Source organism: Ruegeria sp., assembly GCF_965199275.1.
Lineage (GTDB): Bacteria > Pseudomonadota > Alphaproteobacteria > Rhodobacterales > Rhodobacteraceae > Ruegeria.
Map to the genome: position 1 here is coordinate 29066 of NZ_CBDAQX010000009.1, position 14822 is coordinate 43887.

A 14822-nucleotide genomic window follows, 5' to 3' on the forward strand; every position below is an offset into this window, starting at 1 on the left:
TTCTCGACATCCTCCGCCTGAACGCGCAGTCTATGCCGAGTATCTGGCCGAGGCGACCAAGGTTCCGATGTTCATGATCCGCCGAGGCAACTACAAGTTCATTTCCTCGTCCCATGACGGGATCATGCTCTTTGATCTGTCGGACGACCCGAATGAGCGCACAAACCTCGCACACGCCGAGAGCCATCGCGAATTGGTCCACGGATTCATCCAAGAAGTTGCAGAAAAATGGAATGAAGCTGAGTTGATGGAAAGCATAGCCCTCAGCCAGAAGCGACGTGCGCTGGTTCGCAAGGCAATGTGGCAAGGCATCAAGCAGCGTTGGAACCACGGTGAGTCTGAAACCGACAAAGTTCTATGGTACCGCGGAGAACAGGGCTACAACGAATGGGCGTTCGACTATATCTGACGCCAAACCAATGAGCCAAAATTTGTAACGGCTGTCTGGGCTCAAACCTGTCAACGGTTAAGGCTTGATGACGCTGTATTGCGACCGGAGGAAGGAAACTTTCGCTGCGGTTCAGAGTTGCCCGGGAAGATGAGGTCAGTCCCGCGGAACACAGTGTGTCGCCGCCCTAAGGTTCACAGAAAACCCGAGAAAATGTAGGTTTCTTCTTAAAGCGCAATAGCAATAGGCGCGGATTAGAATAGCGCGACGGTTCCCAGTCGAAAGTGACAAGACCTATTTGGTGTAGAAAAGCGTGCAATTTTGACCCCCTAAGCGGGGAAATCGGCGTCCAAATTTGACCCCTCCCTATGGTTGTAGACATCCTTTTCATTGAGCAGTCGATGGAGAGGCAAGCGGGATGATTTGCGTGGAAACTATTAGAAAAGTGCGTCGCTTACACCTGATCGAAAAAAAGAGCATCAAGGAAATTTGCCGTTCGCTCAATTTGAGCCGTGCAACGGTTCGAAAGATAATCCGATCGGGAGTGACGGAGTTCAAATATGAGCGCAAATCGCAGCCATACCCGGTGCTCGGGCCTTGGCGCGCGCGTCTGGATGAAACGCTTGAGGAGAACGAGGCGCTTCCGAAGAAACACCGCAAGCGGATGACCAAAATCTGGAAGGAACTCTCCGATGATGGTTTTGGCGGCGGGTATGACAGTGTTCGACGCTACACAAAGAATTGGCGCATTGCGCACGGCCGACAACAGGCGCAGGCGTTCATCCCGCTGATCTTTGATCCTGGGGAGGCGTACCAGTTCGACTGGAGTGTGGAGACGGTTTTGATGGACGGTGCACTCACGACCGTGAAGGTTGCCCATTTCAAACTTTGCCATAGCCGCATGCCATTCTCCATTGCCTATCCGCGCGAGACGCAGGAGATGGTCTTTGATGCCCACGACGAGGCCTTCAAATTCTTTGGTGGAGGCTGCATCAACGGGATCTACGATAACATGACGACCGCCGTCGATGCGATCCTGTCGGGCAAGGAAAGAAAGTTCAACAAGGCATTCTCCCGGATGTGTTCTCATCATCTGGTGAACCCGATCGCCTGTACGCGCGCGGCCGGTTGGGAGAAGGGTCAGGTTGAGAATCTGGTCAAGGAGAGCCGCGCCTATAGTTTTACACCGCGTCTGGAGGTGGCCGACTTCGATGAATTGAATGCCCGGCTGCAAAAAGACGCGATCAAACGCGCAAAAGAACTGCGGCATCCGGAAAACCTGGAGGTGACGGTCTGGGAGGAGTTCCAGCAGGAAAAGCCGCTGCTGACGCATCTGCAGAAGCCCTTCGTCGGGTTCCGTGAAAAGACGGTCGCCGTGAGCCGAACCTGCCTGATCAACTTCGAAAGAAACAAATACAGCGTTGAGGCAAGAGCTGTTGGACGTCAGGTCCAGTTGCAGGTCTACGCCACGCGGATTGTCCTGCGCCAAGACGGTGAGATTGTCGGAGAGCACGAACGGTGCTTCGGCCGAGGAAAAACGATCTTCAACCCTTGGCACTATGTGCCCGTCCTCAAGCGCAAGCCTGGCGCTCTGCGCAATGGAGCACCGTTCCGTGACTGGGACCTACCACCGGCAATGACGCAGATCTGGACCCATCTGCGGGGCACATCCGACGGAGACCGGCAACTTGCCGATATTCTTTTCGCTGCTTACCAGCACGACATTGATGTGGTCGAGGCTGCCTGCGAAGAAGCTCTAAAATCTGGCCTGCGCAAGGCCGATGCGATCCTGAACATTGTCTCTCGGCGCACCAATCCCCCGCCGCCAAAGGCGATTGAGCCGCCTGCCCACCTGCAGCTGAAAATGGCACCGATCGCGGATTGCGCTCGCTATGACAGGCTTGGAGGCTCCCATGCAACTGCGTAAGGAAATTCTCGAACTTGCCCGTCAACTGAAGTTGCCAGGCATCGTCAACTGCTTTGACGAAGTGATGCAGGCCGCAGCCAAAAACAACTGGCGGCCCCAACAGGTCGTGGCCGAACTCCTCACGGCCGAACTGGCCGAAAAGACTGCGCGCTCGATCCGGTATCAGATGGGTGCCGCAAAGTTCCCGGTCTGCAAGTCCTTACCTGAGTTCGACTTCACGGTCAGCCCCGTCAACGAGGAAGTCGTGCGCAATCTTCATGACGGCGATTTTATGGACCAGGCCAGGAATGGCGTGCTGGTCGGTGGAACCGGATCGGGCAAAACGCATCTCGCAACAGCGATCGGGGGCCACGCGGTCAATAACCGCCGGCGGGTCAGGTTCTTCAGCGCTGTGGATCTCGCGAACAAGCTGGAGGCTGAACATCGCGAAGGCAACGCCGGGCGGCTCAGCGAGCAGCTGATCCGCGTCGACCTCGTGATTATAGACGAACTCGGTTATCTGCCGTTCGCAGAGTCTGGTGGACGATTACTCTTCCATCTCATCAGCAAACTGTACGAGCGAACGTCTATTCTGCTAACAACCAACCTCGCATTTGCTGAATGGCCGAGTGTGTTCACAGATGCCAAAATGACCACTGCTCTCCTGGATCGACTGACACACCATTGCGATATCATCGAAACCGGGAACGAAAGCTGGCGAATTAACCACCGCGACTAACCTCGAAATCGGGGAATAAATTCAAAACAGACAGCAGGTCAAACCTTCAGTCGAGCTACGCTCTCTTTTCGGTTTGACCTGCTGTCCACCCCCTCCTGAATCAACCTAAACACGACCCCCTCAACGCCCCTCTTAGCTCCAAGGGGGGTCAAATTTGGACGCCGATGGGGGGTCATTATTCAATGCCGATTGACAGTCAGAGGCGACGGGTGTTTCAGTTGGTGATCCCCAAAGGGGGCCGAGATATTCGCTATACGCCCTTGCCGTAGAAGAAGCGAAGTCCGGTGCGGGTGTGCTTGTGGGACATAGCTGCCTGGTTGAGCAGGCGCTTCAGTCTGGGCAACTCAAGAAAGTTTCATCGGAAAGTATCGGAACGGGTCGGGTGTTGGCCCTCGAGCTTCCACATAGATCGAGACGCCATCCTGCGATTGATAAGGTCGTTAGTCTACTTCGAGAGGAAGGACCGCACTTCTACGGATAAGAGCTGCTGAGATGGCGAGTGTTTCTGCTTTGGGCTCAAAATCAACCTTGGTGAAAACACAGAACCTGGGTTTTTGAGGCGTTGGATCTTCGGTTGAGAACGGGCGTGACTTGACCTTTGCAAATCATGTGAGCCACTTCGATTCCATCCAGCGTTGCAGCTGCTGATGCTACGGCGTTTGACCCAAGCATCGGTCGTATTCGCCTCTTATTGGATTGGTGGTCTTGTTCGATGATATTGTTCGAGTTCTTTCGCCTGACAATCTCTATTAGTATAGGGCAACCAAAGCCTTTGAGCATTCTGTTGATTGCTTTGTTACCCGCAGTGTTTGCGCCGCTTTTGTCGATGACAATCTTACGTAGAAGGCCGTTGATGCTCCTGCATTTTGGCGAAGAAATTTGTGGCTGCCAGTTTGTTTCGACGTTCTGAAAGCATGAAATCAAGCATTTTGCCATGTTTGTCTACGGCGCGGTAATGACAGACCCAAGTTCCTTTTACCTTTACATGTAAGTCTCGTTCATTCTCCAGGAGCGGTCGCATGGCTCTTTCCGCCGAAGTTCTGCTTCAGCGATTGCACCGGAAAATTGCGTGCCCCAACTGTTCAGCTTGTTGTGGTCGACCGGAACATCTCGTTCGTACATGATTTCTTCCAAATCGCGGCAGGAAACACCATAGCGAACATAAAAGAAGACCATGAACTGGATAACGTCTTTCGGATACTTCGCTCCTTTGAATGAAATCATGAGTAGGATTTCAAATGGTTAAGACCCGAGGTCATTCACTTCGCAGCCGTTACACCGCCAATTGCTAAAAGCTTGCAACAGAGCCCATTAGGCCGCGATTATCTTGGCCTGCGCATATCTAGTCCCTGAAGGAGCAAATTTATAGTAGCAAAACCTACGACCAATTATCTTCGTTTGTAGCAAACCAGAGTTGTAACTATTGGAAGAATCTGGGGATGACTGAAATGTTCCGTGTACTGCTCGTCTTGGCGTACCTGCTCCCTTCGACCGTCGTGGCTAACAAATTGGCAACGGACGCATTGAATTCACTTCGCGAAAGCCAAGGTCTTCACGTCTTGCAATATAGCCAAAAACTGGAAAAAGCTGCGAAATCTCATGCAGAGGACATGGCGAAGAGAGGTTTCTTTTCGCACACCGGATCAAACGGGTCTGATGTAGGAAGGCGGGTTCTCGGGTCAGGCTACAAATGGTGTTTCGTTGCCGAAAACATCGCAAAGGGGCAGCAAGGGTTGGAAGCAGTCGTGTCGGCTTGGGCTCGATCACCCGGACATCGAGCGAACATGCTCTCTCGCGAGGCTAGGGAATTCGCGCTCTACGAAGCCGCGGATCGAACTTGGGTAATGGTTTTGGCCGCCCCTTGCTAGTTTTGCGCAGGATCAGCGGGTCAGTTGAAACAATGGTGACGGCCAATCCATTTGTTCGACACGGCCCAATTAAACGCTATGCGCATCTAATCTTCTCAATGTTAATCCATATTGGGCATTGAACGGCTAGCGAGCGAGGCGTCTCCAAGGCTGAGGTGCATATGGTAGCATGGCAAGAGTTCGTGTGACGACGCATACCACTGCGAGTGTTTTCCTGACTTCCGACATTTTTTCGTATAAGTCATTGATATTATTATGCCTTGGTTGCCAAAAGGCACTACACGGACTTTTTTCGCCAGCGATTGTTTCGGAGTGTTGAGGGAGCTCAGGCTTTGGTCTGGCCAGTTTTTCGGGTGCGCCCGGGGGGTATCTTGAAAGGGGCTTCGTTCCAGGTCAGGCCGACGCAGGTGAGGATGCGTCTGGCATCGACCGTGGCATGGCTTGGCATGCCGTAGCGGTCAGGGGTGCCTTTGTGGCGCAGGATCGAGAGCTGCAATGCGTTCAACTCGTTGCGGATACGAGCCGGGCTCATCGGGTGTCCGAGCAGGTCCAGATGCTTGCGCAGGTGCTGCAGGCAGCAGAAGGCCATGTAGCAGATGGCGATATGGGCCCGGACCCGACGCGGCGACCAGTGATAGATGGGCCGGATTTTCAGATCGTGCTTGTTGGTGCGGAAGCAGGCTTCGATCTCCCACAACTGGTGATAGCGGGCAATGACGTCCTGTGCCTCCAGTTCGTCCGCACCATGAACAACAATGGCATGCAGCCCGTCCCATTGTGCCGCTGCCTTGATCTTTGCATCATCCAGCGTGACGTCCCCGCTGTCGGGGAAGGCCAGGAAGCGGCCATATCCCCGGCTGCTGAAGCTGCCGGGTTTGCGAGAGCGCTTGAGCTTCTTGTGCAGCTTTTCGATTGCCTTGTCGCGCTTGTGGGCATCATTGCGTGCCCGGGTGGGTGACCAGGTCACAATGACCCGCGCTCCCTCCTGGTCGATCACCTTGTACCAGCCCTTCTCGGTTGCCTCTTCAGAACCGTGTCCAGCCCAAGGCTGGCGTCCCTCCGGGCTCAAAATGTTCGCCTTCACGGCGGCCGGGGCGGACTTCATGCGATAGCCGAGGATGTAGGGCAGACCCTTGTTCTGCAACATCTGCTGGTTGTCCTTGCTGAGCATGGCGGCATCGGCCACGAACGTGACCCTGGCCACGTCGAAGCGTCCCTCCAACGCCTTCAGCGCAGCTTCCAGCGTATGACCTTCCCAGGTGTTTCCCGGGAAGAGTTCATAGCCCACAGGCAGCCCATCGGAGGTGACGATCAGCGCCAGCATGACCTGAGCGCGGTGATGCTTGCCATCCTTGCTGAAGCCCTTGGCCAGAAGATGATCCTGCTCGACCCCGTCCGCATCCTCGGCCGGGTCCTCGCGCTCGGTGTCAAAGGCCAGGGTCGTGCAATCGTAGAACAGCACGGTCACTGGCCCGCCCAGCAACTTCTCTGCCGCCGCGTGAGAGGTTTTGCAAATCCCGTCTATCACCGGCGTATTGATGTAATCCATGCTCCGATAGACCACGTCCAGATTGAGCGTGATGCCTGCCTGGTTCTCCAACGCCTCCACGGTCGCGCGCTTGCTCTCGGGCTGTGCGATCCGCGCCATAACCAGCTCTTTCACAATGCGATTGGCACTTTTACGCGCCGCCCCCAGAAGGGCCCCCCAACCCAGTTGGTCATACATCGTCCCCATGACATCCCGCAGACCCAGAGAGACCCGCGCCTCCTCACGGCACTCGGCAAGATCAACGCCAAGCTTGTCCGGCCGCGGAGCGCGGCGCACCAGCGCCTGCAGATCGGCATATTCCGTGGGCGTGAACAGTTCCATTTGCGGCGAGCGATCAATGCGTAATTGCTCCATCAAGCGGCCCGCCAGACGCTTGATATCCTCAATCTCGCTGTCGTTATGGGCCACACCCACATGGCGCAGGATCTTCTGGCGTACCTTGGAGCCGGTGCGGACGGATTCAACGATCTGGATCCGTGTGCGGTTGAGCTTTGCGTCATGTTTGGTGCGGATGAACATGGGCGAAGAGGTTAGCCATCTGAAGGCCCATGTCAATACTTTTTATAATAATGGGGCACTACAACGCGCCTCTGAGCAACCACACCTGAAAACAAACCAAAAACCCAGTCAGATCAACAAAAAGGTCGGAAGTCAGGAAAGAAGAGTGCTTCCCACCTACAGCTTTCGAATGCCGTGGACCGTCAGTGTGCTGACCAGATCAGCGTAGTCTTCACGCGCCTTGGTTCCGGCTCCAGTGTTCCACATGTAATACCAGTTCAGCATGCCGAAGACTGACATTGTGGCTCCGCGCAGCTTGGCCTTGTCATCACCCAATGTCTCCGGAGACAGCTCCCGAAGGATATTGTTGATGAAGTTGACCATATCACGCTGGTACTCGCGCAGTTTCTTTTGCTGGTCGTCGGCGAGGGCGTTCATACCGCTGATCTGAACCCGGTGCTCGTCATCAGCACCTTGATAGGCGAACAAGATTTCGCGGACAGCCTTTCGAAGTTTCTCTTCTGGCTCAAGCCCTTCGAAATCAACGTTGCAAATGCGGTCACGTAAATCCCGAAGATAGGTCTCAAGGATGTCATACAAGATGGCATCCTTACTGTCGTAATAATGGTATATGTTCGCCTTGGAGATCCCGCACTCTTTTGCCAACAAGGTCATCGAGGCGCGGTCGAACCCCTGATCCGCAAAGATTTTCGCAGCTCTTTTGAGAATCTGTTCCCGCTTCTGGTCGTGGTCTTTGGCGATTGTCCGGGCCACGGCTTATTCCTTATCGCGGTTGTCGATGACGCGCTTCGCCTTGCCCTGAGAGCGTTCGACGTCGCCTGGATCACCTACAACAATTTCCGTTGAAACGCCAACAACGTCCTTGATGCGCTTAGTCAGCATTCGGGCTGCGGCAGTCTTTGACATCTCGTCGGTTGAGTCTGCTGACGCTTCGACAAACACCCGCATCGCGTCCATTCGGCCGGATTTGTACAGTTCGATTTGATAGTAGGGGGCCAGACCGCCCGTCGCCATGACCTGCTCTTCGATCTGGCTGGGGAAAACATTCACGCCCCTCAGGATCATCATGTCGTCGCTGCGGCCAGTAATCTTTGCCATCCGGCGCATCGAGCGCGCCGTTCCAGGCAACAGACAGGTCAGATCGCGCGTTCGGTAGCGGATCATTGGCAAACCTTCTTTGGTCAAAGTGGTGAACACCAACTCGCCGGTTTCGCCGTCGGGCAGTACTTCGCCTGTGGCCGGGTCAATGATCTCTGGTAGGAAGTGATCCTCCCAGATTACGGGACCATCTTTTGTTTCGACGCACTCGCTCGCGACGCCGGGGCCCATGATTTCAGAAAGGCCGTAGATATCGACCGCGTGCATGTCGAATGCGGATTCAACCTCCGTTCGCATTGCGTCTGTCCAGGGCTCTGCTCCGAAAATGCCGACCTTGAGAGAGCTTTTTCTGGGGTCGAGCCCGGACTTGTGGAACTGTTCAAGGATGTTGAGCATGTATGACGGCGTCACCATGATCCCGTCGGGCTGAAAATCATTTATCAAGCCGACCTGTTTCTCGGTCTGCCCGCCGCTCATGGGGACAACGGTCGCACCTAAGCGCTCGATCCCGTAGTGGGCGCCCAGACCACCAGTAAACAGGCCATAGCCATAGGCGTTGTGGACCAAATCGCCCTTGCGCAAACCTGCCGCCCGCAACGAACGCGCACCCAAATCTGCCCAGTTATCGATATCAGCTTTGGTATAGCCCACCACAGTTGGTTTGCCGGTTGTCCCGGAAGACGCGTGCAGTCGGATAATCTCACTGCGCGGGACGGCGAAAAGGCCGAAAGGGTAGTTGTCGCGCAGATCGTTTTTATATGTGAATGGGAACTTCGAAATATCCGAAAGCTGTTGCAAATCATCCGGATGGACACCCGCCTCATCAAAGCGCTGCTTGTACATCGCCACGTTTTCGTAGGCATGTCGGACCGACCATTTGAGGCGTTCAAGCTGAGTCGCACGGATTTCGTCGATCGATGCGATTTCGATCGGGTCCAATTCAGCTTTGTTGGGGGACAGGGCGTCCATTGCGTTGCTCCTATGATGATTGTCAAGCAGGGCATTGATTTTGTTTGATTTTAAATTCGGCAAAATCGTCGAAGACCCAGCCGTTCTTGAGCGTGTCATAGATGATCTTGAGCAGCTTGCGGGCCGTGGCTATGATCGCCTTGCCCGCGCCACGGCGTTCCTTGATGCGCCGATAATAACTGTTGAGATATCCCGAATAGCGGATCGCGATGAGCGTACATTGCACCAGCGTGGTGCGCATGAGCTTGTTGCCGCGCTTCGTGATCCGCCCGTGATGTTCGGTTTCGTTCGAGTTACTCACCTTGGGCACGATGCCGACATAGGCGGCCAGCTTGTCCGCGTCGGAGAAGTCTTCAACCCTGCCGATCCCCGCCAGCAGGACCGCGGCAGATCGCGCACCGATCCCCTTGATGCTGGTGAGCCACTCAAAGCCTTTCATGGCCGAGGCGGCCTCCTCGATGGCCTTGTCGATACGGTTCAGGGTCTCGGTCAGGCCGAGCGCCTGGTCCCGCAATGCCGCCAGTTCGACCTGCTCAAGCGGTGTGAAGCGGCTGAGATCCAGGTCGCGCAGGCGCTTCTTGCTGGACAACCCTTCCTTCTTCAGCTTCATGCCGTGACGGACAAACATCGCGTGGATGCCGTTCAGCAGCATGGTGCGCTGTTTGACCAGCATGTCACGCGTCCGGGTCAGCGAGGCCAGTTCGCTTTCCTGAGTGGACTTGAGCCGGGTTTCCGGCAGCATGTCCTTCGACAGGAAGAAGGCCAAAGCGCGCGCATCGTTCTTGTCGGTCTTTTTCACCGATGTGCGGATCACTTTAAACTGGCGCGGGTTGACCACAACGATCCGGCCGACACAGGGTTCCACCTCACCGCAGAACCAGGCCGTGTTGCCGGTGGCCTCGACCGCCAGTTCGTCATCCGCATCAAGGCTCTGACAGAACCGCTCAAGCGCCTGCGCGGACAGATGAAAGGTTTGGAATGTTTCCGATCCGTCCGTCTCACGCCGACAGATCGTGAAGGAATTCGTATGAAGATCGACACCTATGTAAGCCATGGCTATACTCCCTGCTCAAGGAGGCGGAGCCCCCAATGGGGCGTGAACGGCCAAACCAAGCTCCTATGCAGGATCACCGGCCAAAACCGGGCCCTATGGGGGCTGTTCGGAAACAGGCGAAAGCTAAGCTCCTCAACAGGGTCACAATGCCCTAAGACACAATTCAGCCTGAGACCTATCCGCCTCCCCGAATCCTCTAACAGATTCAGGGCGTTTGGCCGATCACAAATCATTCATACCCCCTCCTCCAGCGTATTTCTATTCGTCAAAATTCTGACCACCAACCGCGCGGGACATACCCCTGAATTCGGCGATAGTCATGCCATCTTGATTTGTGATGCGCACGTCATAGACACCGCTCCGACCTGCGACAGCGGTTTCTGTTGCGGTTGCGGTCAGGCGGTCTCCCAGGCGGCCCGGTGCGAGATAGCTCATCATTGTATGTTGGCCGACGGTCGCCACATTGCGACTGTTGCAGGCAAAGGCGAAGGCGCTGTCTGCCAGGGCATGGGTGACGCCGCCGTGGCATATGCCATGGCCGTTGCAGTGATGAGTTGCGACGGTCAGTGCCAGAACAGCGCGGCCTTCGTCGACGTTAACGAGTTCCATGCCGAACCATTTGCTGGCCTCATCATTGGCCCACATAGCAGCGGCAGATTTAGCGGCGCGTTCTTGCGGGGTCATCGTCATTTGCCCTGAAAACTTGGTACGCGTTTTTCGAGGAAGCTGGACACGCCTTCGGCATAGTCCGCGCTTTCCCCGCAGATTTTCATAGCGTCCGCTTCGATTTCAAGATGATCAGAAAGGGTGGTGGTCGCCGCGGTCTGAATGCACTGCTTCGTTTTGCCCAGCCCAACAGTCGGACCGTTGGCAAATTGGTTTGCCAATGCGCGGGCTTCGGTCATCAACTGGTCGTCGGGCAGGGCTTTCCAGATCAGGCCCCAGTCTTCTGCTTGTTTTGCGGGTAAAGGTTGTGCCGTAAGCGCCAGTCCTTTGGCTCTGGCCTCTCCCAACAGGCGGGGCAAGTGCCAACTGCCGCCAGTATCAGGGATCAGACCGACCTTGGCGAAACTCTGAATGAACTTGGCGCTTTCACCCGCCAAAACCATGTCGCAGGCCAGTGCCAGATTTGCCCCGGCTCCGGCAGCAACACCGTTCACAGCACAAATAACCGGGAAGTTCAGCGACCGGATCAATCGCACCAAAGGCGCATAGAAGGTCCGCACGGTTTTGCTCAGATCAGGCGGGCCGTCCATTTTCGATGGATCGCGGTCACCAAGATCCTGTCCGGCGCAAAAGCCACGCCCGGCACCCGTCAACAGAATCGCGCGCGCACCGCTATCTCTGGCGGATTTCAGTGCGTCCTGAAGCGCGTTGTGCATCTCATCATTGAAGGCGTTCAGCTTGTCGGGGCGATTCAGAGTAATTTCCACCCAGTTCCCGTGATCTTCTACAAGAATCGTATCGCTCATAACTGTCCTACCTGATGTCGTTTCAACTTTATCATTGCATTAACCGAACGGTTGGTCAATATATAAACACATCTCGAATCTGAATCGCTTGAAGGGCACAGCCATGTCGCAAACGTCACTTGTGAATGTTGAACTGAAGGGCGATGTTGCGTGGGTTACCGTTGATAATCCGCCAGTGAATGCGACCTCGACTGGTGTCCGGCAAGGGCTGGTAGATGCAGTTGCTGCGGTCAACGGCGCTCGCGTGGCCGTACTGCAATGCTCTGGCCGGACCTTTGTCGCGGGAGGCGACATGTCCGAATTTGACAAGTCGCCGGTCGAGCCGCACTTGCCCGATGTCGTCCAAATGATCGAAGACAGCGAGGTTCCCTTTATTGCCTGTATGCACGGGAACGTTCTGGGTGGCGGACTCGAAATTGCGATGGCTTGCGCTTGGCGGATTGCTGTCCACGGGACGGGATTTGGTCTGCCAGAGGTCAATGTTGGATTGATCCCCGGCGCGGGCGGCACGCAACGTCTGCCACGCCTTGTGGGGATGGAAGCGGCAATCGATCTGGCCTGCACAGGCAAAGTGCTGAAGGCGGAAGAGATGCTGCAGCTTGGGGCGGTCGACCTGGTGGTCGACGATCTTGAAGCGGCGGTCGAGAGTTTTGTGGCCGATCTGCCCGACCGTCCTGTGCCTGTCAGCCAACGTAGTGTCGCTGATTTTGCGCCGGATCTGATCGAGACCTCTCGGGCATCGCTGAAAAAGCGTGCCAAGGGACAGCAGTCGCCGTTGGAGAACCTGACCGCGTTAACCTGGTCCCAGAAGCCGTTTTCCGAAGGGCAGCCGATGGAACGGGCGCGCCATCTGGTGCTTCGCCAAACTGCGGAAAGCCGCGCGCTGCGTCATGCATTCTTTGCGGAGCGTAGTGTCTCCAAGCCTGCGATGATCAAAGACGTCCAGCCGCGCAGCTTCAGCCGTATTGCTGTGGTGGGCGGCGGCTTGATGGGGGCCGGAATTGCAACCGCCGCTCTTACGGCTGGCCTGTCTGTCACGTTGATCGAGCGCGACTCCGAGGCCGCATTGGCAGCCCATGATCGGGTTGAAGGCCTGTTGAAGGGCGCGGTCAAACGCGGAAAGATGACCGAGGCGCAATGCCAGACTTGCCTGTCCCGATTTCGCGCCGTTGACAGTTATGCCGAAGCAGCTGACGCGGAATTGGCCATCGAAGCCGTTTTCGAGGACCTATCGGTCAAACAGCAGGTCTTTACCGAATTGGCACAGAACATGGACGCAAACGCAATTCTTGCCACCAATACATCTTATCTGGACCCGGCTGAAATCTTTGCGGGCATCGAAAACCAGACACGGTGCATAGGGTTGCATTTCTTCAGCCCGGCTCATGTCATGAAACTGCTCGAGATCGTGCACACCCCGCAAACCGCCCCCGAAGTGGTGGCCGCGGGCTTTGCGCTGGGCAAGAAGCTGCACAAGGTCTCGGTTCTGTCCGGCATTTGCGACGGGTTCATTGGTAACCGCATGCTGGCCGCCTATCGGCGCGCTGCGGATTATCTGCTGGCAGACGGGGCGTTGCCCCATGAAATTGATCAGGCGATGCGGGATTTCGGCATGCCGATGGGGCCCTACGAGTTGCAGGATCTGACCGGGTTGCAAATCGCCTGGGCAAACCGAAAATGCAACGCTGCCACGCGCGACCCGAACGAACGCTATGTTACCATTGCCGACCAGCTATGTGAGATGGAGCGGTTTGGGCAGCGATCCGGCAAAGGCTGGTACCGGTACGAAGACGGAAATCGCAAACCGATCCGCGACCCCGAAGTTGAGGCTTTGATCGAAGGGTATTCCGCTGCGCAGGGCACTACCCGCCGGACCTTTACGGCCGAGGAAATATCGTCTCGCCTTCTGGCGGTCATGGCGAATGAGGGCGCTTTGATCATCCAAGAAGGGATCGCCGAAAACGCAGAAGCCGTCGATATGGTTCAGATCCACGGCTATGGTTTCCCGCGTTGGCGAGGGGGGCCAATGAACTATCGCAAGGAAATTGGGAGTGACGTGTCCCGGTCGGTTATGCTGACCGTGGCCGAGGAAAGTCCGGCGTCTTGGGCCATCGCGGCCCAAACGAAGGCGCCTTAAAAGTGTTGATGGTTACAAAAGCAACCATTAACGCATTCAAAATGCATGTTTCACAGGGAGGAGACAGAACATGAAACTCAGCAACTTGAGCACCTTGCTGGCTTCGGCGGCACTTGCCATTTCGGGTACCGTTGCGATGGCGGCAGACTATACGCTGACTATTTCCAGCTGGGCGCCGCCAACCCATGGCATCAACGCCAAGATGTGGCCGAAATTCGTCGAAATGGTTGAAGAAGCCACCGATGGCCAAGTCACCGCCGAACTGAAACTTGGCATCGCACCGCCGCCGGCTCAGATGGACCTGATCATGGATGGGGCGGCGGATGCCTCGATCATTTTCCACGGCTACCAGCCCGGCCGTTTTGTCACCACCAAGATGATCGAACTGCCCGGATATGAAGGCTCGGCCGAAGCCGCATCGGTGGCCTATTGGCGCGCCTATGACAAGCACCTGAAGGCGGCCGACGAACATCGCGGCGTCAAGGTGATCGCGCTGCATACGCATGGACCAGCCCAATTGCATTCCAGCAGCCCTGTTACCACGCTGGACGAGGTATCAGGCCTTAAGGTTCGCATCCCTGGCGGTGTTGGTGGCGATGTCGGAACAGCACTGGGCGCAACCGGTATCCAGGTGCCTGCTCCGAAAGTGTACGAAACGCTGGCTTCGAAAGCAGCCGATGGTGTCGTGATGCCATTTGAATCCCGCAAGGGCTTCAAGCTGACCGAAGTTGCCCAGAACGTCTACGAATTGCCCGGTGGCCTGTATCGCGGATCCTTCGCCTTCATCATGAATGAAGACACATTTGCCGATCTGCCTGCCGAACTGCAGCAGGCACTGGAGGAAAAGGTTTTCGGAGAACCACTGAGTCGCGAAATCGGGAAAATCTGGGATGAGATTGATGCAATCGGCCGTGAAGCCACTGAAGGCACCGAAGGCAACGCGATCAACGCGGCGTCCGCCGAAGACCTGGAAAAATTCGATACGATCGCAGTTGATGTGCGCACCAAGGTTATCGACGAAGTCAACGGAACTGGCGTCGATGCTCAGGCCGCATATGACATGATCGTAACCGAAATGGCCGCGCAATAAAATCACCCGGTTGGCGGTTTCTAACCGCCAACC

13 protein-coding genes and 1 pseudogene are annotated in these 14822 nt (G+C 55.9%); 7 read left to right on the forward strand and 7 right to left on the reverse strand.

The window, feature by feature from the left end:
• The first annotated feature begins 67 nt into the window (after positions 1-67).
• From ACOERD_RS05900 to istB, 3 genes are all read left to right on the forward strand, one after another.
• Positions 68-409, forward strand: coding sequence for a hypothetical protein (locus tag ACOERD_RS05900; RefSeq protein ID WP_419738375.1), 342 nt, complete (start codon positions 68-70; stop codon positions 407-409).
• A gap of 397 nt (positions 410-806) precedes the next feature.
• Complete coding sequence (gene istA, locus ACOERD_RS05905; RefSeq protein ID WP_419737605.1) at positions 807-2315, forward strand: IS21 family transposase; 1509 nt, start codon at positions 807-809, stop codon at positions 2313-2315.
• Complete coding sequence (istB, locus tag ACOERD_RS05910; RefSeq protein ID WP_419737606.1) at positions 2302-3033, forward strand: IS21-like element helper ATPase IstB; 732 nt, start codon at positions 2302-2304, stop codon at positions 3031-3033. The genes istA and istB overlap by 14 nt, the downstream gene beginning before the upstream one ends.
• Before the next feature lie 522 nt (positions 3034-3555).
• On the opposite strand, the pseudogene ACOERD_RS05915 reads toward istB, so the two are convergent.
• Positions 3556-4257: pseudogene (locus ACOERD_RS05915) on the reverse strand (IS6 family transposase).
• Positions 4258-4472: 215 nt separating this feature from the next.
• On the opposite strand from ACOERD_RS05915, the gene ACOERD_RS05920 reads away from it, so the two are divergent.
• On the forward strand, positions 4473-4901 hold the full coding sequence (locus ACOERD_RS05920; protein ID WP_419738376.1) for a CAP domain-containing protein: 429 nt from the start codon (positions 4473-4475) through the stop codon (positions 4899-4901).
• Positions 4902-5226: 325 nt separating this feature from the next.
• Here ACOERD_RS05920 and ACOERD_RS05925 read toward each other — a convergent pair whose 3' ends face one another.
• Positions 5227-6969, reverse strand: a complete 1743-nt coding sequence (locus ACOERD_RS05925) for an IS1634 family transposase (RefSeq protein ID WP_419737624.1) — start codon at positions 6967-6969, stop codon at positions 5227-5229.
• Here ACOERD_RS05925 and ACOERD_RS05930 point away from each other — a divergent pair.
• Positions 6962-7177 (forward strand): hypothetical protein, encoded by a 216-nt coding sequence (locus tag ACOERD_RS05930; RefSeq protein WP_419738377.1) that lies wholly within the window; start codon positions 6962-6964, stop codon positions 7175-7177. The genes ACOERD_RS05925 and ACOERD_RS05930 overlap by 8 nt on opposite strands.
• On the opposite strand, the gene ACOERD_RS05935 is transcribed toward ACOERD_RS05930, so the two are convergent.
• From ACOERD_RS05935 to paaG, 5 genes are all read right to left on the reverse strand, one after another.
• A complete protein-coding gene (locus ACOERD_RS05935; protein ID WP_170473483.1) occupies positions 7126-7722 on the reverse strand; it encodes a TetR/AcrR family transcriptional regulator in 597 nt (198 codons plus the stop codon). The two genes, ACOERD_RS05930 and ACOERD_RS05935, sit on opposite strands and share 52 nt — an antisense overlap.
• Positions 7723-7725: 3 nt before the next feature.
• A complete protein-coding gene (paaK, locus tag ACOERD_RS05940; protein ID WP_170375277.1) occupies positions 7726-9036 on the reverse strand; it encodes a phenylacetate--CoA ligase PaaK in 1311 nt (436 codons plus the stop codon).
• Between the two features lie 22 nt (positions 9037-9058).
• The gene (locus ACOERD_RS05945) at positions 9059-10090 is read right to left on the reverse strand and encodes an IS110 family transposase (RefSeq protein WP_419737929.1); all 1032 of its coding nucleotides are present in this window, start codon (positions 10088-10090) and stop codon (positions 9059-9061) included.
• 258 nt (positions 10091-10348) lie between these two features.
• The gene (gene paaI, locus ACOERD_RS05950) at positions 10349-10774 is read right to left on the reverse strand and encodes a hydroxyphenylacetyl-CoA thioesterase PaaI (RefSeq protein ID WP_170693251.1); all 426 of its coding nucleotides are present in this window, start codon (positions 10772-10774) and stop codon (positions 10349-10351) included.
• Between the two features lie 2 nt (positions 10775-10776).
• The gene (gene paaG, locus ACOERD_RS05955) at positions 10777-11562 is read right to left on the reverse strand and encodes a 2-(1,2-epoxy-1,2-dihydrophenyl)acetyl-CoA isomerase PaaG (RefSeq protein ID WP_419738378.1); all 786 of its coding nucleotides are present in this window, start codon (positions 11560-11562) and stop codon (positions 10777-10779) included.
• Between the two features lie 103 nt (positions 11563-11665).
• Between paaG and ACOERD_RS05960 the strand changes: the two genes are divergently transcribed.
• Positions 11666-13699: an FAD-dependent oxidoreductase gene (locus tag ACOERD_RS05960; protein WP_419738379.1), complete on the forward strand. Its 2034-nt coding sequence runs from the start codon at positions 11666-11668 to the stop codon at positions 13697-13699.
• A 70-nt stretch (positions 13700-13769) separates the two neighbouring features.
• On the forward strand, positions 13770-14789 hold the full coding sequence (locus ACOERD_RS05965; RefSeq protein WP_419738380.1) for a TRAP transporter substrate-binding protein: 1020 nt from the start codon (positions 13770-13772) through the stop codon (positions 14787-14789).
• The last annotated feature ends 33 nt before the right edge of the window (positions 14790-14822 follow it).